General features: G+C 70.1%; 15 protein-coding genes, 2 tRNA genes and 1 pseudogene. 15 read left to right on the plus strand and 3 right to left on the minus strand.

The annotated features are described in order from the left end of the window. Window positions 1-206: 206 nt before the first annotated feature. A complete protein-coding gene (locus tag AC3AOF_RS25495) occupies window positions 207-539 on the minus strand; it encodes a hypothetical protein (protein ID WP_236988237.1) in 333 nt (110 codons plus the stop codon). 429 nt (window positions 540-968) lie between these two features. Between AC3AOF_RS25495 and AC3AOF_RS25500 the strand changes: the two genes are divergently transcribed. The 6 genes from AC3AOF_RS25500 to argC all read left to right on the plus strand — a co-directional run bounded on the left by AC3AOF_RS25500 (window position 969) and on the right by argC (window position 7,019). Continuing rightward, a complete protein-coding gene (locus AC3AOF_RS25500) occupies window positions 969-2,540 on the plus strand; it encodes a 2-isopropylmalate synthase (RefSeq protein ID WP_236988236.1) in 1,572 nt (523 codons plus the stop codon). 150 nt (window positions 2,541-2,690) lie between these two features. Continuing rightward, window positions 2,691-2,766 (plus strand) — tRNA-Lys (locus AC3AOF_RS25505). A 103-nt stretch (window positions 2,767-2,869) separates the two neighbouring features. Then, a tRNA-Lys gene (locus AC3AOF_RS25510) sits at window positions 2,870-2,945 on the plus strand. 74 nt (window positions 2,946-3,019) lie between these two features. Next, on the plus strand, window positions 3,020-3,655 hold the full coding sequence (locus AC3AOF_RS25515; RefSeq protein WP_236988235.1) for an alpha/beta fold hydrolase: 636 nt from the start codon (window positions 3,020-3,022) through the stop codon (window positions 3,653-3,655). Window positions 3,656-3,987: 332 nt separating this feature from the next. Beyond that, the gene (locus AC3AOF_RS25520) at window positions 3,988-5,766 is read left to right on the plus strand and encodes an omptin family outer membrane protease (protein WP_488346846.1); all 1,779 of its coding nucleotides are present in this window, start codon (window positions 3,988-3,990) and stop codon (window positions 5,764-5,766) included. A gap of 275 nt (window positions 5,767-6,041) precedes the next feature. After that, window positions 6,042-7,019 carry an N-acetyl-gamma-glutamyl-phosphate reductase gene (argC, locus tag AC3AOF_RS25525; protein WP_488346847.1) on the plus strand — a complete coding sequence of 326 codons (978 nt, stop codon included), beginning with the start codon at window positions 6,042-6,044 and terminating at the stop codon, window positions 7,017-7,019. A gap of 335 nt (window positions 7,020-7,354) precedes the next feature. Here the strand turns inward: argC and AC3AOF_RS25530 are convergent, their stop codons facing one another. Both AC3AOF_RS25530 and AC3AOF_RS25535 read right to left on the minus strand, forming a co-directional pair. Continuing rightward, on the minus strand, window positions 7,355-9,040 hold the full coding sequence (locus AC3AOF_RS25530) for a methyl-accepting chemotaxis protein (RefSeq protein WP_236988232.1): 1,686 nt from the start codon (window positions 9,038-9,040) through the stop codon (window positions 7,355-7,357). A gap of 214 nt (window positions 9,041-9,254) precedes the next feature. Continuing rightward, on the minus strand, window positions 9,255-11,612 hold the full coding sequence (locus AC3AOF_RS25535) for an oxidoreductase (RefSeq protein WP_488346848.1): 2,358 nt from the start codon (window positions 11,610-11,612) through the stop codon (window positions 9,255-9,257). 400 nt (window positions 11,613-12,012) lie between these two features. Between AC3AOF_RS25535 and AC3AOF_RS25540 the strand changes: the two genes are divergently transcribed. The 9 genes and pseudogenes from AC3AOF_RS25540 to AC3AOF_RS25580 form a co-directional block, all read left to right on the plus strand. Continuing rightward, window positions 12,013-13,197, plus strand: coding sequence for an ABC transporter substrate-binding protein (locus AC3AOF_RS25540; RefSeq protein ID WP_488346849.1), 1,185 nt, complete (start codon window positions 12,013-12,015; stop codon window positions 13,195-13,197). Window positions 13,198-13,670: 473 nt separating this feature from the next. Next, on the plus strand, window positions 13,671-14,594 hold the full coding sequence (locus tag AC3AOF_RS25545; RefSeq protein WP_488346850.1) for a branched-chain amino acid ABC transporter permease: 924 nt from the start codon (window positions 13,671-13,673) through the stop codon (window positions 14,592-14,594). Beyond that, the gene (locus AC3AOF_RS25550; protein ID WP_488346851.1) at window positions 14,591-15,580 is read left to right on the plus strand and encodes a branched-chain amino acid ABC transporter permease; all 990 of its coding nucleotides are present in this window, start codon (window positions 14,591-14,593) and stop codon (window positions 15,578-15,580) included. Before AC3AOF_RS25545 ends, AC3AOF_RS25550 begins: the two co-directional genes overlap by 4 nt. Continuing rightward, window positions 15,577-16,329: an ABC transporter ATP-binding protein gene (locus AC3AOF_RS25555; RefSeq protein WP_488346852.1), complete on the plus strand. Its 753-nt coding sequence runs from the start codon at window positions 15,577-15,579 to the stop codon at window positions 16,327-16,329. Before AC3AOF_RS25550 ends, AC3AOF_RS25555 begins: the two co-directional genes overlap by 4 nt. Beyond that, window positions 16,329-17,024 (plus strand): ABC transporter ATP-binding protein, encoded by a 696-nt coding sequence (locus AC3AOF_RS25560; RefSeq protein WP_488346853.1) that lies wholly within the window; start codon window positions 16,329-16,331, stop codon window positions 17,022-17,024. The genes AC3AOF_RS25555 and AC3AOF_RS25560 overlap by 1 nt, the downstream gene beginning before the upstream one ends. Before the next feature lie 24 nt (window positions 17,025-17,048). Beyond that, window positions 17,049-17,507: a cupin domain-containing protein gene (locus AC3AOF_RS25565; RefSeq protein ID WP_091888912.1), complete on the plus strand. Its 459-nt coding sequence runs from the start codon at window positions 17,049-17,051 to the stop codon at window positions 17,505-17,507. A 4-nt stretch (window positions 17,508-17,511) separates the two neighbouring features. Continuing rightward, window positions 17,512-18,768 carry a flavin-dependent oxidoreductase gene (locus AC3AOF_RS25570; RefSeq protein ID WP_488346854.1) on the plus strand — a complete coding sequence of 419 codons (1,257 nt, stop codon included), beginning with the start codon at window positions 17,512-17,514 and terminating at the stop codon, window positions 18,766-18,768. A 183-nt stretch (window positions 18,769-18,951) separates the two neighbouring features. Further along, window positions 18,952-19,713 carry an SDR family NAD(P)-dependent oxidoreductase gene (locus AC3AOF_RS25575; RefSeq protein WP_488346855.1) on the plus strand — a complete coding sequence of 254 codons (762 nt, stop codon included), beginning with the start codon at window positions 18,952-18,954 and terminating at the stop codon, window positions 19,711-19,713. A gap of 152 nt (window positions 19,714-19,865) precedes the next feature. Next, window positions 19,866-19,961: pseudogene (locus tag AC3AOF_RS25580) on the plus strand (MarR family winged helix-turn-helix transcriptional regulator); the annotation flags it as partial. Window positions 19,962-20,003: the final 42 nt, after the last annotated feature.

A 20,003-nucleotide genomic window follows, 5' to 3' on the forward strand; every position in this document is an offset into this window, starting at 1 on the left:
AGTGATCACACCCACCGGGTCATTCCGGGGCCGCGAAAGCGGAACCCGGAATTCAGAACCGCTGATGGTGCGGGATAAACCGGAGATCGTCCCATCTTCTTTGGAAGCACCTGTGTTTCTGGATTCCGGGCACCGCTTTCGCGGCCCCGGAATGACGAGGAGGATGTCAAGACTGTCGAGTCATCCCGATCCGACGGGCTCGCGCCCTACGGATAACCGTAGCGCGACCGGGCCGCAGCCAGCAGGTGCAGGGCCTCACCGTCGCGGCCGGCCGCGCAGGCGGCGGAGGCTTGGGCGAGATCGGCGGAGAAGCGCTTGCCGACCGGGGCGTTGAGGTTGCCGGTGGCGACGTCGCTGTCGACGATGGCCTGGGTGCGGGCGATGGCGGGGCCGCAGCCGGTGCCCGCAGGCAGCGCCCCGGCGGGCAGCGCGGCGACCGGGCCGAGCGCGGCGGCGGGCGGCGGCACGGCCGGCTTCGACTGGCAGGCGGCGAGGGCGAGGAGGGCCGCGACGGCAAGCCCGGGCTTCCAATACGACACGGGGAGGCTCCACCTTGGGATCGGTTGCGTAAAGCCGAGCTTGTCGCAAGCACGGACGGGGCGGTCAATCGCCGGACGACGCAAGGGGTGATCGCGGATCGTCATCGCTACCGCGTCATCACGCCCTTGTCATCGATCCTCCGGCCCGGTACACAAGCGACCCTCGCCCCGGGTCCAGCACCCTTCAGGAGACGCGAGCCGTGGCTCATGCCGGCTCCCCGCTGACGCTTCCCAAGACCGCCCTTTCGGCGGCGCGGGCGCGCGCGCTCCTCCTCGGCGGCCTTCTCCTCCTTACCAGCCCCTGAGGGCCGTCCGGGCGTGCGCCTGGGCCCTTGGGGGATCGAGGACCGAGATACCTTTTCCCGACACCTTCCTCTGACGACGCGCCCGCGCGACCCCTGATCCCGGGCGAACCAGGATTCCAGAGCCATGACCGACCAGACCGCCCGTACCGCGACTTCGGCCGAACGCGTGCTGATCTTCGACACCACCCTGCGCGACGGCGAGCAATGCCCCGGCGCCACCATGACGCTGGAGGAGAAGCTGGCGGTGGCCGAGATGCTTGACACGATGGGTGTCGACATCATCGAGGCCGGCTTCCCGATCGCCTCCAACGGCGATTTCGAGGCGGTCGCGGAGATCGCCCGCCGCGCGAAATCCGCGGTGATCGCCGGCCTGGCGCGTGCGATCCCCGCCGACATCGCCCGGGCCGGCGAGGCGGTGCGCTTCGCCAAGCGCGGGCGCATCCACACCTTCGTGTCGACCTCGCCGATCCATCTGGCCCACCAGATGCGCAAGACCGAGGACGAGGTCCTGGAGATCATCCTGAAGACCGTGGCCCAGGCCCGCGACCTCGTCGAGGACGTCGAGTGGTCGGCCATGGACGCGACCCGCACGCCGATCGACTACCTGTGCCGCTGCGTCGAGGCGGCGATCCGGGTCGGTGCCACCACCATCAACCTGCCCGACACGGTCGGCTACGCCACGCCCGAGGAGTACCGGGCGATGTTCCGCTCCGTCCGCGAGCGGGTGCCGAATGCCGACAAGGCGGTCTTTTCCGTCCATTGCCACAACGACCTCGGCCTGGCGGTGGCGAACTCGCTGGCCGGCATCGAGGGCGGCGCGCGCCAGATCGAGTGCACCATCAACGGCATCGGCGAGCGGGCCGGCAACGCCGCGCTGGAGGAGATCGTGATGGCGATCAAGACCCGCGCCGACGTGCTGCCCTACGCCACCGGCATCGACACCACCCAACTCGTGCGCGCCTCGAAGCTGGTGGCCGGCGCCACCCACTTCCCGGTGCAATACAACAAGGCGATCGTCGGCCGGAACGCGTTCGCCCACGAGAGCGGTATCCACCAGGACGGGATGCTGAAGAACCAGACCACCTACGAGATCATGACGCCGGAATCGGTCGGCGTGCACAAGACCTCGCTGGTGATGGGCAAGCATTCCGGCCGGGCCGCCTTCCGCTCGAAGCTCGACGACATGGGCTACCGGCTGTCGGACAACCAGTTCCAGGACGCGTTCGAGCGGTTCAAGGCGCTGGCCGACCGCAAGAAGCACGTCTACGACGAGGACATCGAGGCCCTGGTCGACGAGAACCTGGCCACCGCGCACGACCGCATCAAGCTCGTCTCCCTGACGGTGATGGCCGGCACCCGCGGCCCGCAGCGGGCGACGATGAAGCTCGACATCGAGGGCCGCATCGTCACCGAGGAGACCGACGGCAACGGGCCCGTCGATGCGGTCTTCAAGGCGATCCACGCCCTGGTGCCGCACGAGGCCGCGCTCGAGCTCTACGACGTCCACGCGGTCACCGAGGGCACCGATGCCCAGGCCGAGGTCTCGGTGCGCCTGCGCCAGGACGACCGCATCGTCACCGCCCGCGGCGCCGACCCGGACACCCTGGTCGCCTCGGCCAAGGCCTATCTCGCCGCGCTGAACAAGCTGATGGCCGGCGCCAGCCGCCTCCACGCCCAGCACGCCGCCGCGGAGTGACCCGGGCCGAGTAGGCGAGGTCGGCGAGCCAGCCGGCAAAAAATCGACGGGTCGGCGGGATCGGGGCTGGACAGCCCGGCGCCGGCCCCTTAAACGACCCTCACCGCCGGGGCGGTTTGGTGGCTTCCCCGGAGGCGCTCTTGTGAGAGCGGGCGCATAGCTCAGTTGGTAGAGCAGCTGACTCTTAATCAGCGGGTCCTAGGTTCGAGCCCTAGTGCGCCCACCACAAGACCCAAGTTACTCTCGCGGTAGCTTGAACCGGGTGCTCTCAGGAGCAGCCGTCACCTGAGGAACGGTTGGTGGCCGTTCCCCTCTCGCCCTCGGGCGACGGGCGCATAGCTCAGTTGGTAGAGCAGCTGACTCTTAATCAGCGGGTCCTAGGTTCGAGCCCTAGTGCGCCCACCATTCCCCTCCCCTGACGATCACGGATCGAACCGGCTGCAAGGCAGCAACGGCGAGAGATCCGGTTCGAGACGCAGATGACCGTGGTGCTGCTGCACGGCCTGGGGCGCACGAAGGCCAGCATGGCGCGACTCGCCGCGCGTCTCATCGCGGCCGGCTACCACGTCGAAAATCTCGGTTACCCGTCCCGCCGCCTCGGCATCGCGGCCTGCGCGGAGCACCTGCGTTCCGTCGTCTCGGGGATCCGGCAGCGGGCCGACGGCCCGATCGTCCTCGTCGGGCATTCCATGGGCGGCCTCGTCGCCCGCTCCCTCGCCGCGGCGGAGCCCGAGCTCGCGGCGGGCCTCGTGATGCTGGGTACCCCGAACCGCGGCAGCGAGGCGGCCGACTGCGTCGCGGCCTTCCGGCTCGGGCGGGCTTTGTTCGGTCCGGCACTCCGCGACCTGCGCACCGACGCGTCCGGGGCGATTCCGATCCCGGCCTGCCCGATGGCGGTGGTGGCGGGCACGCGGGCGCTCATCCCGTTCTTCCGCGCCCGAATCCCGACACCGCATGACGGCCTCGTCAGCGTGGAGCGCGCCCGCCTCGGCGTCGGCGAGCGATGGTGCGCGGTGCCGGCCCACCATACCTGGCTGATGAACCATCCGGCGACGGTCGCAGCCGTGCTGGACGCCCTGTCGGCCTGGCTGCCATCCGCCGACCGGGCGGGATGATGGCGTCGCGGCCGCGCCCGACGGCGGATGCGTGGCGGCCCCTCGAGCCTCGACCCCGACGGAGAGTTACGGCGCAGATCGTGTTTCTGCTCGGTCATGCAGAAATAGAGAGAAAGAAATGGCGATGGCACGCGTCGTTTTCATCCCTTGCGCACGTTTTTGCGACTATCGATGTAAATCCATGCCAGCGAAGGATTTTTCTCGACAGGTCGACGTTTTCCTGATCCTCTTGCGTCAGACGGGCCGGGAGAGTGGCCGCCATGTGACAGGCGCCGCGTGAGCGCGCGCGCATACAGGCGGGACTTGCGACCGACCTTGTCGAGCCCCCTGCGATGCGCGTCCTGCTCACCCTGATCCCCCTAGCCGGCTTCGCGGCCGACGCGCTCGCGGCGGATCTGCCCCTTCGTGCGGCCCCACCCGTCGCAGCCGTGCCCGTCTTCACCTGGACCGGCCTCTACAGCGGCCTGTTCGCCGGCTACGGTCATCTCGACAACCGGACGAGCCCGGCCTGCATCGGCGCCGACGGCCGGGCGAACGGCCTGCGTTGCCCGGTGCGGCCTGCGCTCTCGCCGAAGGCCGACGACGTCGTCGCCGGGAGCGAGATCGGCTACACCTACCAGCTCGCGCCGGGGCCGGGCCTCGTCGTCGGCGCGGCGGCCGATTACCAGTTCACGCCGATCCGCTCCTACGGCCTCACGACCGGCGCCTTCGCGCAGGCGGGCCAGCCCGGCGCCGTCTATCCGGGCGGCGTCTACCATGCCGGGCAGCGCCTCGACTGGCTCGCCACGGCCCGGGGCAAGGTCGGCTACGCGTTCGACCGGGTCTTCGTCTACGGCACCGGCGGCGTCGCCTTCGGCGGCGTGCGGATCGACACCACCACCACGGCGGATGCCGGAATCTTCGGCGAGCGCGTCAACCGGCCCGATTTCGACGGGCGGAAGGGCGCGTTGCGCACCGGCTGGGTCGCCGGCGGCGGCGTCGAGGTCGCGATCAGCCCGCATCTCTCGGTCAAGGGCGAAGCGCTGTACTACGATCTCGGCGCCCGCACCGTACTCGCCGGCGATGCGACCGGGTTCCGGCCCAACGTCTCCGCCGGCACCCGCGTCGAGACGAGCGGCATCCTCGGCCGGATCGGCCTGAATTACCGCTTCGACGACGGCCTGCCGGTCATCGGTCCGGTCGTCGATGTCGCGAAGGCACTGATCGACCCGGTGCCCTACGTCCCGCCCGTCGCGCAGGAATGGGGCTTCGAGATCGGCACCCGCTACGTCTACAGCTCCGGCAATTTCCGCAAGTCGCTCTACCGGCCGGCCAACGAGACGATGATCTCGCGCCTGACCTATCGCGACTTCGACGCCCATTCCGGCGAGACCTTCGCCCGCCTCGACCACAACCCGACCGGCCTGTTCGCCAAGGGCTTCCTCGGCTCGGGCTTCGTCACCTCCGGCGGGCGGCTCAACGACGAGGATTTTCCGCCGGGCATCCGCGGCAACGTCTACTCGAACACCCTGTCCAAGATCCGCGACGGCGACGTCGCGCTCTCGGCGATCGATGCCGGGTACGATGTCCTGCGCTCCGACAGCTACCGGCTCGGCGCCTTCCTCGGCTACCAATCCACGATCGAGCGCGCCAATGCCGGCGGCATCGTCCAGCTCGCCGCGAATCCGGTGATCGGCGCCCGCGGGGTGCCGGCCGGCGTCGCGGTGCTGACCCAGGACAATCACTGGAACGCGATGCGCGTCGGCCTCGCCGGCGAGGCCCGCTACGACCGGTTCACGCTGTCTCTCGAGGGCGCCTATCTCCCGGTGGTCGGCCTCGACGCCTACGACCGGCACTGGCTGCGCCCCGACATCAACGCGCAGCGCGAGCGCGGCACCGGCAGCGGCTATTTCCTGCAGGGCCTGATCGCCTACGATCTGACCCCGCGGATCAGCATCGGCATCGGTGCCCGCACCTGGCGCATGGAGGTCGGCCGGCAGGACGGCACGGCCCGCTTCCCCACCCTGGCCGAGCCGGCGAAGTTCGCCAGCGAGCGCTACGGCGCCTTCGCGCAGATCTCGTACCGGTTCACCGATCCGGGCCTCGACCTGGGCGGGCCGGCGTCGAAATAGTTCCGCGGACATTCCGCTTGACGAGGGGTGCCGGCGGCGACACTGTCCCGCCCCATGATCGGGAACCGGACCCTGTGCGATCGACGCCGACGCCGCCTCCACGCGGCGGCTATCCGGCTGCGCGTCGACCGGCGTCCTTCCGAAGGGTAGCGGCTTCACGCCGTGCCACACCCGACCGGAAGCGGACCCTCGGCCCGCAATCCCGAACCAAGCCCCCGCAGCCCCCGGCTCCGGGGGTTTTCTTTTGCCCGAACACCGAGAAGGACACCCCACCCATGAGCATTCGCGTCGGCATCGTCGGAATCAGCGGCTTCGGCGGCGGCGAGGCGTTGCGCCTGATCGCCGGCCACCCGTCCTTCGAACTCGTCTACGCCGCGGGCGAGGGCAGCGCCGGCAGCCGCCTCAAGGACCGCTTCCCCGGCGTGCCGGCGCGACTCGCCGACCTCGTGATCGAGAAATGGGATCCTGCCTCCCTGCCGCCGCTCGACGTGCTGTTCGCCTCGCTGCCCACCGGCACCTCGGCGGCGGCGCTGGCGCGCGTGCCTGCGAGCGTGAAGATCGTCGATATCGGCGGCGACCACCGCTACGTCGAGGGCTGGACCTACGGTCTCGCCGATATCTGGCCGGACCGGATCGTGGGCATGAGCCGGATCGCCAATCCCGGCTGCTTCCCGGCGGCGACGCTGACCGCCCTGGCGCCGCTTCTCGCCGAGGGCCTGATCGAGCCCGGCTCGATCGTGATCGACGCCAAGACCGGCATTTCCGGCGCCGGCCGGGGCGGCGGCGACAGCCGGTTCGGCTATGCCGAGAGCAACGAGAACCTGGTGCCCTACGGCCTGCTCAAGCATACCCACATGCCCGAGATGGAAGCGACGATCGAGCGGCTGAGCGGTGGTAGCGCCGCCGGCCTCGTCTTCACGCCCCACCTGGTGCCGATGACCCGCGGCATCCTCGCCACCATCTATGCCCGCGGCCGCGCCAGCACGGCCCAGTGCCTGGATGCCGCCCGGCGCTTCTATGCGGGCCGGGCCTTCGTCCGCGTGACCGACGCGCCGCCGCAGACCAAATGGGCGACCGGCTCGAACCTCGCCTTCGTCAGCTACGCGGCCGATCCGGAGCGCAACCTGGTGATGGCGTTGGGCGTGGTCGACAATCTCGGCAAGGGCGCGGCGGGCCAGGCGGTGCAGAACGCGAACCTGATCTGCGGATTGCCGGAAACGGCGGGGCTGGAGGGCGCGCCTGTCTGGCCGTGATGGATGCGGATTTGGGGCGTTGAGCAGGTGATGTGACCGCGTCACCGTCCCGCGCAAGGTGGTCCGGGGAACGGAATGGCGCGGGTTTTCCCTCTCCCCGCGGGCGGGGAGAGGGCCGTGTCGCTGTTCAAGAGACATGGCAAGCGCAGGCGAAGCCGGAGCGGGGGTGAGGGAGTGTCTCCGGACGAGGCTCTTCCGGAAACACCCCCTCACCCCCGCCATGCGGGCTCCCTAAGCCCCTTCGGAGCTCAGGCCTCTCCCCACCCGCGGGGAGAGGAGAACACCTGCGCCTCCGCATTCCCGCGGACGGACCCGGCGGCGCCCGCGAGAAAGCTTCAGGCCGCCCGCACCGTATCGAGGAAGCGATGCACCTCGGCCGCAAGATGCTCGGACTGGCGCGACAGTTCGCTCGCCGCCCCCAGCACCTGGCTCGCCGCCGCGCCCGTCTCTTCCGCAGCCCCCGCCACTCCAGAGATGTTGCCCGTCACCTCGCCGGTGCCCTGGGCCGCCTGGGAGACGTTGCGGACGATCTCCTGCGTCGCCGCCCCCTGCTGCTCCACCGCCGCCGCGATCGAAGTCGCGACCTCGCTGATCTGCGCGATCCGCGTGGTGATCTGGCCGATCGCACCGGCCGCCTGGCCGGTGGAAGCCTGGATCGCCGCGATCTGGCCGGTGATCTCCTCGGTGGCCCGTGCCGTCTGGCCGGCCAGTTCCTTGACCTCGGCCGCCACCACGGCGAAGCCCCTGCCCGCCGCGCCGGCGCGGGCCGCCTCGATGGTGGCGTTCAGCGCCAGCAGGTTGGTCTGGGCGGCGATCGACGAGATCAGCCCGACCACGTCGCCGATGCGCGCGGTCGCTTCCGTGAGCGCCCGCACCTGGTGTGCGGTCTGGCCCGCCTCGGCGACGGCCGCCTGGGCCAGCCGGGCCGAGCCGTCGACCTGGCGACCGATCTCAGACACCGAGGCACCCAGCTCCTCGGCCGCCGCCGCGACGGTGCCGACATTCGACGAGGCCTCCTCGGCCGCGGCCGCCACGGCGGTCGATTGCGCGGCGGTCTGGGTCGCGGTGGCCGTCATGACCTGGGCCGTGGCCTGGAGTTCGGTGGCCGAGGCCGAGACCTGGCCGACGATGCCGCCGACCGCCCGCTCGAAGGCGTCCGCCATCTGGCGCATCCCGGCGCGGCGCTGCTCCTCGGCCGAGGCGCGGGCGAGCACCGTCTCCTCCTCGAGCGCCCGGGCTCGGATCAGCCCGTCCTTGAACACCTGCACGGCGGCCGCCATGGCGCCGATCTCGTCGCGCCGGCCGGCTCCCGGGATCGCCACCGCGAGGTCGTTGCCGGCAAGGCGCCCCATCGCGGCGGTCATGCGGGCGATCGGCCGGGCGATGCCGAGGAGGCTGAAGAGGCCTGCGCCGATCGCCGCCGCGAGCGCCAACGCCGTCATGATTCCCGCCGCCAGGATGCCGGTATCGGCGCTGGCGCTGCTGTGTTCGGCGCTCGCCTGGGCGGCGGCGGCATTCATCGCGACGATCGCCTTCAGGGCGCCGGTCGCCTCGGCATTGGCGCCGGTCATCTGCGGACTGGTCAGCGTGGCGAGCGCCGAGGCCTGGTCGCCCGCCGCCATCGCCCCCGTCACCATCTTCTGGCCTTCGAGGTAGTCGCTCCACCGGGTCACGAAGCGCCCGAACGCCGTCCGCTCCTCCGGCCCGGACATCAGCGGCGCGTATTGCGCCTGGAGATCGACGACGGCCTTGCGGCTGTCGGTCAGGGCCTGCTCGTTGCGGTCGTAGGCGGCATCGTCGGTCGAGGTCACCACGAAGCGGTAGAGGTGGATGCGGTAACTCTGGGTCTCGGCGTAGATCTGATTGATCAGGTTCGATGCCGGGATCCGGGTCTTGGCGACATCGACGATATCGTCCCGCAGCGTCACCAGCCGCAAGATCCCGTTGCCACCCTGCGCCACGCTGAACAGCATCAGCGTCATGATCGTCCCGATCAGGACGTGTTTGATCGACAACTTCATCCTGCGACTGCCCGGCATCGATGGACCCGCCTCGGGTGTCGAGGCGCATCTATGCTATAGAAGTCGCTTCGTTAGTCCTTGATGAAGAAAAAAGTCTCTGGCGCACGAAGCGCCAGATCACCGCAAATTTCAGCACCGGCGCCGGTCGTCCGGGCAGGGGATGCCCGCTTCGCGAGCGGCGCGGGGCAGCTCCGCCCGGATTCTCGCTTCTGCGTCATTCCGCCCCCACCTGGTGCGGCCGCGGCCGGGCCTTGCGCCGCAGGGCGATCTCCTGCTCGCGGGCCTTCGGCAATTCGCGGTGGGCCTGGTCGCGGCCCGGGCGGTAGGGCTTCGGCCAGGATTGGGTACGGGCATCGTACCAGGCGGAGGCCTGGCGGCAGAAATTCGGGTTCCACAGATGCGGCCGGCCGAGCGCCACGATGTCGGCCCGTCGGGTATGCAGGATGGTGTTGACCTGGCCGGCTTCCGTGATCGCGCCCACCGCCATCACGGCCATCGGCGCCTGGTTGCGGCCACGGTTGCGGATCGCGTCCGCGAACTGGACCTGGAACATCCGGCCGTAGACCGGCTGCTGGTCGGCGACGGTCTGGCCGGCCGAGACGTCGACGAGGTCGCAACCCGCCGCCTGCAGGGCCTCGGCGACCGCGACCGTATCGGCCTCGCTCATGCCGCCCTCGGCCCAGTCGGTGGCGGAGATGCGCACCGACATCGGCCGCTCCGCCGGCCAGGCCGCCCGCATCGCCGAGAAGACCTCGAGCGGGAAGCGCAGGCGGTTCTCGATCGACCCGCCGTAATCGTCGGTGCGGGTGTTGGTCAGCGGCGAGAGGAACGAGGCCATCAGGTAGCCGTGGGCGCAGTGCAGCTCCAGCATGTCGAAGCCGGCCCGCGCCGCCCGCTGCGTCGCCTGGACGAAGTCGTCGCGCACCCGGTCCATCCCGGCCCGGTCGAGTTCCCGCGGCACCTGGCTCACGCCGTCGAGATAGGGCAGGGCCGAGGCCGAGACGATCGGCCAGTTGCCCGCGGGCAGCGGGTGGTCCATCCGCTCCCAGCCGACCTGGGTCGACCCTTTGCGCCCGGCATGGCCGAGCTGCATCACGACCTTGGTGTCGCTATGGGCATGGACGAAAGCGACGATGCGGGCCCATTGCGCCTCGTGCGCGTCGGTCCACAAACCCGGGCAGCCGGGGGTGATGCGGGCCTCCGCCGACGGGCAGGTCATCTCGGTGAAGAGCAGGCCGGGGCCGCCGAGCGCGTGCGAGGTGTAGTGCACGAAGTGCCAGTCGGTGAGGTTGCCGCCCTCGTCGGCCGAGTACTGCGCCATCGGCGCCATCGCGACCCGGTTCGGGATCCGCATCTCGCGTAAACGGAGGCCGGTGAACATCGGCGTCGGCCGGCTCTCCCGGTAATCCTCGCCGGTCTCGGCCTGGAGGCGGGCATAGAACGCGTCGTCGACCGCCGCCACGTAGGCGGGATCGCGCACCACCAGGTTGTCGTAGGTGACGGACTTCGCCCGGCACATCACCACCATGGAGAACTGCTCGGGATCCATGTCCCAGGAGCGGTTCATGTGCTCGAACCAGGCGAGCGACACGTCGGCATTGTGCTGGATGACCTGACACGGCGTGCGGCGTGCCCGGTCATAGGCCGCGAAGGCCGCCGGCACGTCCTCCTCGCCCTTCTCCACCAGGGCATCCGAGAGCGCGATGGCGCATTCCATCGCGAGCTTGGTGCCCGAGCCGATCGAGAAATGCGCCGAGGCCTTGGCGTCGCCGAGCAGCACGATGTTGCCGTGCGACCAGGTCTCGCAGAAGATCCGCGGGAAGCGGCGCCAGGTGGAACGGTTGAGGAGCAGGCCGTGGCCCTGCAGTTCCTCGGCGTACATCGCCTCGAGGATCCGGCGCGCGCCCTCCTCGTCGGCCTCGGTGAAGCCGTGGCCCTGCCAACAGGCCTCGTCCATCTCGAACACCCAGGTCGAGCGGCCCGGCTCGTACTGGTAGGTATGGGCACAGACGATGCCGTGCGGCGTCTCGCGGAAGAAATAGTTGAACTCGTCCATCGGCCGGGTCGAGCCCATCCAGCAGAAGCGGTTGGACTTGATCTCGACCTCGGGCCTGAACGCATCGCGAAAGTGCTCGCGGATGCGCGAGTTGATGCCGTCGCAGGCGACGATGACGTCGGAATCGGGGAAGCGGTCCGTGAGCTGGTCGGGCGGGACGCTCTCGCCGAAATGGAGTTCCACGCCCTCCTCGCGGCAGCGCTCCTGCAGGATCCGGAGCAGCCGCATCCGGCTGACCCCGGCGAAGCCGTTGCCGCCGCAGCGCATGACGCGGCCGTCCTTGTGGATCGCGACGTCGTCCCAGTACGAGAACGCGTCGCGGATGCGGGCGAAGGAGCGGGGATCGCGCGACAGGAACTCGTGCAGGGTCTCGTCGGAGAAGACCACGCCGAAGCCGAACGTGTCGTCGGCCCGGTTCTGCTCGTAGACCTCGACCTGCCAGCCGGGCCGCCGCTTCTTGGTCAGGAGCGCGCAATAGAGCCCGCCGGGTCCGCCGCCGATCACCGTGACGCGCATGGAGGGCTCCTTCTCGTGATGCCGGATTCGCCGATCGAGAAACTTTATACTTGAAATATCCGGACGCAAGGGGGTGCGGCGGCGGAGGGCGCCACCGCCCGGGAAGGCGCGCCGCCATCCCCGGCCGCGATCGTGAGCGCCCGTTCGATTGTTGCGGCGCAACACAAGAAAAGGCTTGTTTCTCAGCACTCTGCTTGCCGCATTGCACAAGGTTGCGGCAGGGCTGAAAAATCACCAGGAGGCGGTTGCCAGACGATATTTCATGCGTAAAGTATTCCTCACGAGGCGGGTCGGGATCCGACGAAAGAGCGCCGGTTTCGCTCGACGCACCGACTCGACTTCGGCCGCGCCGCACCGGACAAGTGCCGTCGATGCTCTCGACAGAGAAGGGACACACGGGATGAATCCGATCCGGAACGCCAGCTGCCTCGCGACCGCGCTCCTGGGCGCCACGCTGCTGGCCGGCCCCGCCGCCGCGCAAGGAGGCGAGAAGGTCCGGGTCGGGCTGATGTTCACCCTGTCGGGTCCCTCGGCCGTGCTCGGCGAGCAGGGCCGCGACGGCTTCCTGCTGGCCCTCGACACCCTGGGCAAGAAGCTCGGCGGGCTCGACGCCGAGGTGGTGACGGTCGACGACGAGCTGAAGCCGGACGTCGCCACCAACAAGGCGCGGGAGCTGGTCAAGCGCGACAAGGTCGATTTCGTGGTCGGGCCGACCTTCTCCAACGTGCTGCGCGCGGTGGTGCGCCCGGTGACCGACAGTGGCGCCTTCCTGATCTCGCCCAATGCCGGCACGTCGAACTATGCCGGGGCGGAGTGCAACCCGAACCTGTTCGTCTCCTCCTACCAGAACGACCAGGTGCACGAGGTGCTCGGCAAGTACGCGCAGAACAAGGGCTACAAGCGCCTCGTCCTGCTGGCGCCGAACTACCAGGCGGGCAAGGATTCGCTCGCCGGCTTCAAGCATTCGTACAAGGGCGAGGTGGTGAACGAGATGTTCACCCCGCTCGGACAGCTCGACTTCTCGGCGGAACTGGCCCAGATCTCGGCGGCTCAGCCCGACGCGGTCTTCGCCTTCATGCCCGGCGGCATGGGCGTCAACCTGGTGCGCCAGTACCGCCAGGCGGGCCTCAGCACGATCCCGTTCCTCTCCGCCTTCACGGTCGACGAGAGCACCCTGCCGGCCCAGAAGGACGCGGCGGTGGGCTATTTCGGCGGCGCCAACTGGGCGCCCGACCTCGACAATCCGCAATCCAAGGCCTTCGTCGCCGCCTACGAGAAGAAGTACGGCAGCGTGCCGGGCACCTACGCCATGCAGGCCTACGACGCCGCCCTGATGATCGACGCCGCGGTCAAGCGCGCCAAGGGCGACCTCAAGGACAAGGATGCGATCCGCGCCGGCCTCAAGGCCGCCGAGTTCACCTCCCTGCGCGGCAATTTCAAGATCGGCAACAACCACTATCCGATCCAGGATTTCTACCTCGTCAAGGCGGCCAAGCGGGCGGACGGGAAGTATGAGACCCAGATCGCCGAAAAGATCTTTTCGAATTATCAGGACAATTATGCGGCCGAGTGCAAGATGAAGTGACTTTCCTGCTGACGGAAGCCTGACCCTCCACGTCATCCCGGGGCCGCGAAAGCGGAACCCGGGATCCATAACCGCCGAGGTTGCCGGATGATGCGGAACCGTCCCCCCTGTGCTGGCTGCGTCAGCGGTTCTGGATCCCGGGCTCCGCAAGGCTGTCCGGGGAACCGGAGAAGCGCGGGTTTCTCCTCTCCCCGCGGGCGGGGAGAGGGCCGTGTCTCCGTTCAGGAGATACGGCTAGCCCGCAGGGCGAGGGTGAGGGGGTGTTGCCGGAGGAGCCTCATCCGTCGAAACCCCCTCACCCTCGCTCCGGCTGCGCCTACGCTTGCTGTGTCCCCGGCAAGGGGGACACAGCCCTCTCCCCGCCCGCGGGGAGAGGGGGAACCCGCGTTCCTCCGGTTCCCCGAACAGCTCTACGGGATGACGCGGAGGGTAGCACGTGCCTTTGGGCAAACCCCGCGCGATCGGGTCGTGTGATGCTCAACCTGTTCCTGATCCAGGCGCTGAACGGCGTCCAGCTCGGCATCCTGCTGTTCCTGGTGGCGGCGGGGCTGACGCTGATCTTCGGGGTGATGGACCTCATCAACCTCGCCCACGGCGCGCTCTACATGATCGGCGCCTATCTCGCGGCGAGCTTCACCGCCGCCACCGGCAGCTTCGGCCTCGGGCTGCTGCTGGCGCTCCCGGCGACGCTCGTCTTCGGCCTCGCCCTCGAAGTCTTGGTGGTGCGCCACCTCTACGGGCGCGACCACCTCGACCAGGTGCTCGCCACCTTCGGGCTGATCCTGATCCTCAACGAGGGCGTGCGGATCGTCTGGGGCGCCGCCCCGATGAGCGTGCCGGTGCCGGACGCCCTGTCGGGCTCGGTCCATCTCGTCGGCACCCTGCATTACCCGCTCTACCGGGTCGCGATCATCGCCGCCGGCCTCGCCACCGCGCTCGGCCTCCACCTCCTCGTCAACCACACCCGCCTCGGCATGCGCCTGCGGGCCGGCGCCAGCAACGGCCCGATGGTGGCGGCGCTCGGCATCGACATCCGCCGGCTGTTCCTGGTGGTGTTCGGGCTCGGTGCCATGCTGGCGGGCTTCGCCGGCGCGATGGTGGCGCCGATCCTGTCGGTCGATCCCGGCATGGGCGATTCGGTGCTGATCCTCACCTTCGTGGTCATCGTCATCGGCGGGGTCGGCTCGGTGCGGGGCGCCTTCGTGGCCGGCCTCCTCGTCGGTCTCGCCGACCAGCTCGGCCGCACCTTCGGGCCGATCCTGCTGCGCAGCGTCATGGATGCCTCCGCGGCCTCGCAGACCGGGCGGACGCTCGCCCCGATGCTGATCTACATCCTGATGGCGGCCATCCTGTTCTTCCGGCCCTCCGGCCTGTTTCCGGCGCGGGGGTCCCGATGACCGCCCTCGTCGCCCGCGTCACCGCCGAGCCGCCCCGGCGCCGGGCCGTCTTTTCCGGCACGGCCCTCGCCGGGCTGGTCCTGGCGGCGCTCGCCGCCCTGCCGGTCGCGGCGGAGGCCGCCGGCCTGCCCTTCCTGGTCGTCACCGCGACCCGGATGATGATCTTCGGGCTCGCCGCCCTCTCCCTCGACCTCGTCCTCGGCTACGGCGCGATGGTGTCGTTCGGCCACGCCGCCTTCATCGGGCTCGGGGCCTACGCGGTCGGCATCCTCGACGCCCACGGCATCCGCGACTTGGCGATCCAGGCGCCGGTAGCGGCCCTCGTCTGCGCCCTCTTCGCCCTCGTCACCGGGGCAATCTCGCTTCGCACCCGCGGCGTCTACTTCATCATGATCACGCTGGCCTTCGGGCAGATGGCGTATTTCTTCATGGTCTCGCTCGCGCCCTACGGCGGCGACGACGGCTTGCCGCTCTCGGGCCGCTCGACCCTGTTCGGGATGCGGCTGATCGAGGGCGATCCGGCCCTGTTCTACCTCGTGCTGGCGGTGCTGGCGGTCGCGCTGCTGGCGTTGCGCCGCGTCGTCGCCTCGCGCTTCGGCCGGGTGCTGCGCGGCAGCCGCGACAACGCCGTGCGGATGCAGGCGATCGGCTTCTCGCCCCTGCCCTACCGGCTCACCGCCTACGTGATCGCCGGTGCCGTCGCGGGGCTTGCCGGGGTGCTGCTGGCCAACCAGGCCGAGTTCGTCTCGCCGGCCTACATGAGCTGGCAGCGCTCGGGCGAATTGATCGTCATGGTGGTGCTCGGCGGCATGGGCACGCTCATCGGACCGGTCGTCGGGGCGGCCGCCCTGATCGCGCTGGAAGAGGTGCTGGCGCATTACTCCGACCATTGGCGCCTCGGCCTCGGGCTGATGCTGGTCGCGGTGGTGCTGCTGTCCCGCGGCGGCCTCGCCGGGCTCGCGGCGAAGCTCGGGAGGCGCGCGTGACCCCGCTTCTCTCCGTCCGGAACCTCCGGAAATCCTACGGTGCCCTGAGGGTGACCGACGGCGTCAGCCTCGACGTCGCGGCGGGCGAATTGCACGCCATCATCGGCCCGAACGGCGCCGGCAAGACCACGCTGATCCACCAGCTGTCGGGCAGCCTTGCCAGCGATTCCGGCACCGTGCATCTCGCCGGCGAGGACGTGACGGCTTTGCCGATGACGGCGCGGGTGCGGCGGGGCCTCGCCCGCTCGTTCCAGATCACCTCGATCCTCGACGGGTTCTCGGTGCTGGAGAACGTGGCGCTCGCGGTCCAGGCCCGCTCCGGCTCGAGCTTCCGCTTCTTCCGCCCGGCCGTGCGCGAAGCGGACCTCAACGCCGAGGCGCTTGCCGCGCTCGGCCGCGTCGGCCTCGCCGACCGCGCCTCGCGCCGGGCCGGCAGCCTGTCGCATGGCGAGAAGCGCCAGCTCGAACTGGCGGTGGCGCTCGCGACGAAGGCCCGCCTGCTCCTCCTCGACGAGCCGCTCGCCGGCACCGGCCCGGAGGAATCGGCGATCCTGGTCGGGCTGATGCGCGAGCTGAAATCCACCCACACCATCGTGCTGATCGAGCACGACATGGAGGCGGTGTTCGCGCTCGCCGACCGGATGAGCGTGCTGGTCTATGGCCGCGTCATCGCCAGCGGCGCGCCCGAGGCGGTCCGCACCGATCCGGCGGTGCGCGCCGCCTATCTCGGCGAGGAGGAGGCGGCCTGATGCTCACCGTCGAGGGTCTTGAGAGCGCCTACGGTGATTCCCGCATCCTGTTCGGGATCGACCTGTCGGTGGCGAAGGGCGAGGTGGTGACGTTGCTCGGCCGCAACGGCATGGGCAAGACCACCACGGTCAAATCGATCTTCGGCCTCCTGAAGCCCCGGGCCGGCCGCATCCTGATCGACGGCGAGGACATGGCCGGGCGTCCCTCCCACCTCGTCGCCCGCCGGGGCCTCGGGCTGGTGCCGGAGGGGCGCCAGGTCTTCCCGACCCTCTCGGTCGAGGAGAACCTGGTCGCGACCCATCGCGGCGGCCGGAGCGCCAAGTGGAGCCTCGAGGCGGTCTACCGCCTGTTCCCGCGCCTCAAGGAGCGGCGCCGCAACGGCGGCGACCAGCTCTCGGGCGGCGAGCAGCAGATGCTGGCGATCGGCCGGGCGCTCATGACCAACCCGCGCCTCGTCGTCCTCGACGAGGCGACCGAGGGGCTGGCGCCGCTGATCCGCGAGGAAATCTGGGCCTGCCTGCGGGCGATCAAGGACGAGGGCGAGGCGATCCTGGTGATCGACAAGAACGTCGATGCGCTGGCCCGCTTCGCCGACCGCCACGTGGTGATCGAGAAGGGCCGCGTGGTCTGGACCGGCACGAGTGCGGCGCTTCGCGAGGCGCCGGAGGTGAAGGACCGGTTCCTTCATGTGTGAAACATCTGTCGACGGAGTAGGCCCATGACCCCCATGACCGCAGGCATCACCCGCGCCGGTGAAGGCATCGAGGGCGTCCGCTGGAACATCCTCGGGCAGATCTACGTGCCCAAGCAGCATTCCGAGAGCTCGCTGTCCTGGCACGCGACCTTTCCGCCGGGCACCTTCGTGCCGCCGCACATCCACCCGACTCAGGACGAGTTCCTCTACATCCTGCAAGGGCGCCTGACCGCCGTGCTCGACGGGCAGGAGAGCGTGGCCGAGCCGGGCGATACGATCCGGCTGCCGCGGGGCCAGCCGCACGGGCTGTTCAACCGCTCGGACGCCGACGTGAAGTGCGTGTTCTGGGTCTCGCCGGCCCGCCGCCTCTACGACCTGTTCTGGGCCCTGCACAATCTCGGCCCCCAGGCGAATCCGGCCGACGTGGTGGCGATCTCGGCCAAGCACGAGGTCGATTTCCTGCCGCCCCCGGATGCGGAGTGAGGCCATGCGCGTCATCATCGTCGGCGCCGGGATCGGTGGCCTCGCCACCGCCCTGATGCTCCACCGGCGCGGCATCCGCGCCACGATCGTCGAGCAGGCCTCCGAGGTGCGCGAGGTCGGGGTCGGCATCAACACCCTGCCGCACGCGATCCGGGAACTCGCCGAGCTCGACCTGCTGCCGGCCCTCGACCGGGTGGCGATCCGCACGAAGGAACTGGCCTACTACAACCGCCAGGGCCAGGAGGTCTGGCGCGAGCCGCGCGGGATCGATGCGGGCCATCCGGTGCCGCAATTCTCGATCCATCGCGGGCGCTTGCAGGCGGTTCTGTATGACGCGGTGCGCGAGCGGCTGGGTCCCGACGCGGTGAAGACCGGGCTGGCGCTCTCCGGCTTCCTGCAGGACGAGGGCGGGGTCACCGCGCACTTCACCGATTCGCTGAAAGGCGATGCCGGCCGCACCCTGCGGGGCGACGTGCTCATCGCCTGCGACGGCATCCACTCGGTCGTGCGGAAAAAATTCTTCCCCGACGAGGGCCCGCCGCGCTGGGACGGGGTGCTGATGTGGCGCGGCGCCACGGAATGGGCGCCCTGGGGCGACGGCCGCACCATGGCGATCGGCGGCGGCATGGGGGCGAAATGCGTCCTCTACCCGATCGCCGAGGCCGAGGGCGGGCGCCAGCTGATGAACTGGGTGGTGTTCGTGAAGATGGCGGATGGACGAGTCTCGCCGCCGCCCAAGGAGAGCTGGTCGCGCCCCGCCCACCGCTCGCAGGTGCTGCCTTACGCCCGTCGCTTCGCCCTGCCGGATTTCGACCTCGCCGCCCTCGTCGAGGCGACGCCGCAGATCTTCGAATACCCGATGTGCGACCGCGATCCGCTGCCGCGCTGGACCCACGGCCGGGTGACGCTGCTCGGCGACGCCGCCCATCCGATGTACCCGGTCGGCTCCAACGGCGCCTCGCAGGCGATCCTCGACGCCCGGGCGCTCGGCGATGCGCTCGCCCGGTCCGAGCATCCGATGCAGGCGCTCTCGTCTTACGAGGCCGAGCGCCGGCCGAAGACCGCCGAGATCGTGATGCTCAACCGCAAGGGCGGGCCGGAGCGGGTGATCGACGAGGTCGAGAAGCGGGCGCCGGCGGGGTTTTCCCGGATCGAGGACGTGCTGAGCCACGCCGAGAGGCAGGCGATCGTCGGCGGCTATGCCGGCAAGGCCGGCTTCGCGGTGGCGGGGAACGTGAGCCCGCTCCGGGTGGCGGTGTAGCTCCTTCCCCTCCCCCCTGTGGGGAGGGGTCATGGGGATCGAAGATCCCACGTGGGGGTGGTGCCGCGTAGAGCGCGCGGTCAATCCGGCGCCACCACCACCCCTAGCCCCTCCCCACAGGGGGGAGGGGAAAGTGCTCTACGAGAACGACCCACGCCCAAATCCTTTAAGGTTGAAATATCCATGACCCACCTCTCTCCCTGCCACATCCTGGTCACCGGCGCCACCCGCGGCATCGGGCGGGCGATCGCGGCCGGGTTCGTGGCGGCGGGGGAGCGGGTGACGGTGCTCGGCCGCACGCCTTCGAGCGCCGAGCGGGCCAAGGCCGAACTCGGCGCCGCCCAGGCCGTCGCGGCCGACGTCACCGACGCGGCGGCCCTGGAGCGCGCCCTGGCGCAGGCCGCCGAGCAGGCCGGCCCGGTCGCGGTGCTGGTCAACAATGCCGGCGGCGCCGAGACCGCACCGCTCGCCCGCAGCGACGTCGACACCCTGCGCCGGATGATGGCGCTCAACCTCGAACCGGTGCTGGTCGCCGCCCGGGCGGTGGTGCCGGGCATGAAGGCGCAAGGCGGGGGGCGGATCGTCTCGGTCGCCTCCACGGCGGGCCTCAAGGGCTACGCCTATGTGGGGGCCTATTGCGCCGCCAAGCACGCGGTGGTGGGCCTCACCCGGGCGCTGGCGCTGGAACTCGCCGCCACCGGCATCACCGTCAACGCGGTCTGCCCCGGCTTCACCGATACCGACCTCGTCGGCACGGCCATCGACGGGCTGGAGGCGAAGACCGGTCGCACCCGCGACGACCTCCTGACCGAGTTCACCCGCCACAACCCGATGGGCCGGCTGGTCCGCCCGGAGGAAGTGGCCGATGCCGTGATGTGGCTTGCGGGCCCGGGCGCCGGGGCCGTGACCGGCCAGGCCATCGCGGTGGCGGGAGGCGAGCTGTGAACGCCCCCCTCGACATCCCCTCGGAGCTGCCGACCCACCGCACCGAGTTGCGGCTGTGGCTGCGCCTGCTCACCACCGCCAACACCATCGAGGCGGAGATCCGCCGCCGCCTGCGCGACCGGTTCGACACCACGCTCCCCCGCTTCGACATGATGGCGCAGCTGGAGCGCGCGCCGGACGGCCTCCAGCTCGGGGAATTGTCGCGCCGGATGATGGTGTCGAACGGCAACGTCACCGGCCTCGTCGAGCGGCTGGCGCAGGAGGAGCTGATCGACCGCCAGGTCTCCGAG

The sequence above is a fragment of the Methylobacterium sp. 142-1Y genome (genome assembly GCF_057747795.1).

What these genes read in the sequence shown, in the direction of transcription:
- AC3AOF_RS25575 (WP_488346855.1), top strand. Translation starts at nt 18,952, where the DNA reads ATGACCCACCTCTCTCCCTGCCACATCCTGGTCACCGGCGCCACCCGC.
- AC3AOF_RS25560 (WP_488346853.1), top strand. Translation starts at nt 16,329, where the DNA reads ATGCTCACCGTCGAGGGTCTTGAGAGCGCCTACGGTGATTCCCGCATC.
- AC3AOF_RS25520 (WP_488346846.1), top strand. Translation starts at nt 3,988, where the DNA reads ATGCGCGTCCTGCTCACCCTGATCCCCCTAGCCGGCTTCGCGGCCGAC.
- AC3AOF_RS25570 (WP_488346854.1), top strand. Translation starts at nt 17,512, where the DNA reads ATGCGCGTCATCATCGTCGGCGCCGGGATCGGTGGCCTCGCCACCGCC.
- AC3AOF_RS25515 (WP_236988235.1), top strand. Translation starts at nt 3,020, where the DNA reads ATGACCGTGGTGCTGCTGCACGGCCTGGGGCGCACGAAGGCCAGCATG.
- AC3AOF_RS25500 (WP_236988236.1), top strand. Translation starts at nt 969, where the DNA reads ATGACCGACCAGACCGCCCGTACCGCGACTTCGGCCGAACGCGTGCTG.
- AC3AOF_RS25530 (WP_236988232.1), bottom strand. Translation starts at nt 9,040, where the DNA reads ATGAAGTTGTCGATCAAACACGTCCTGATCGGGACGATCATGACGCTG.
- AC3AOF_RS25540 (WP_488346849.1), top strand. Translation starts at nt 12,013, where the DNA reads ATGAATCCGATCCGGAACGCCAGCTGCCTCGCGACCGCGCTCCTGGGC.
- AC3AOF_RS25545 (WP_488346850.1), top strand. Translation starts at nt 13,671, where the DNA reads ATGCTCAACCTGTTCCTGATCCAGGCGCTGAACGGCGTCCAGCTCGGC.
- AC3AOF_RS25535 (WP_488346848.1), bottom strand. Translation starts at nt 11,612, where the DNA reads ATGCGCGTCACGGTGATCGGCGGCGGACCCGGCGGGCTCTATTGCGCG.
- AC3AOF_RS25550 (WP_488346851.1), top strand. Translation starts at nt 14,591, where the DNA reads ATGACCGCCCTCGTCGCCCGCGTCACCGCCGAGCCGCCCCGGCGCCGG.
- AC3AOF_RS25565 (WP_091888912.1), top strand. Translation starts at nt 17,049, where the DNA reads ATGACCCCCATGACCGCAGGCATCACCCGCGCCGGTGAAGGCATCGAG.
- argC (WP_488346847.1), top strand. Translation starts at nt 6,042, where the DNA reads ATGAGCATTCGCGTCGGCATCGTCGGAATCAGCGGCTTCGGCGGCGGC.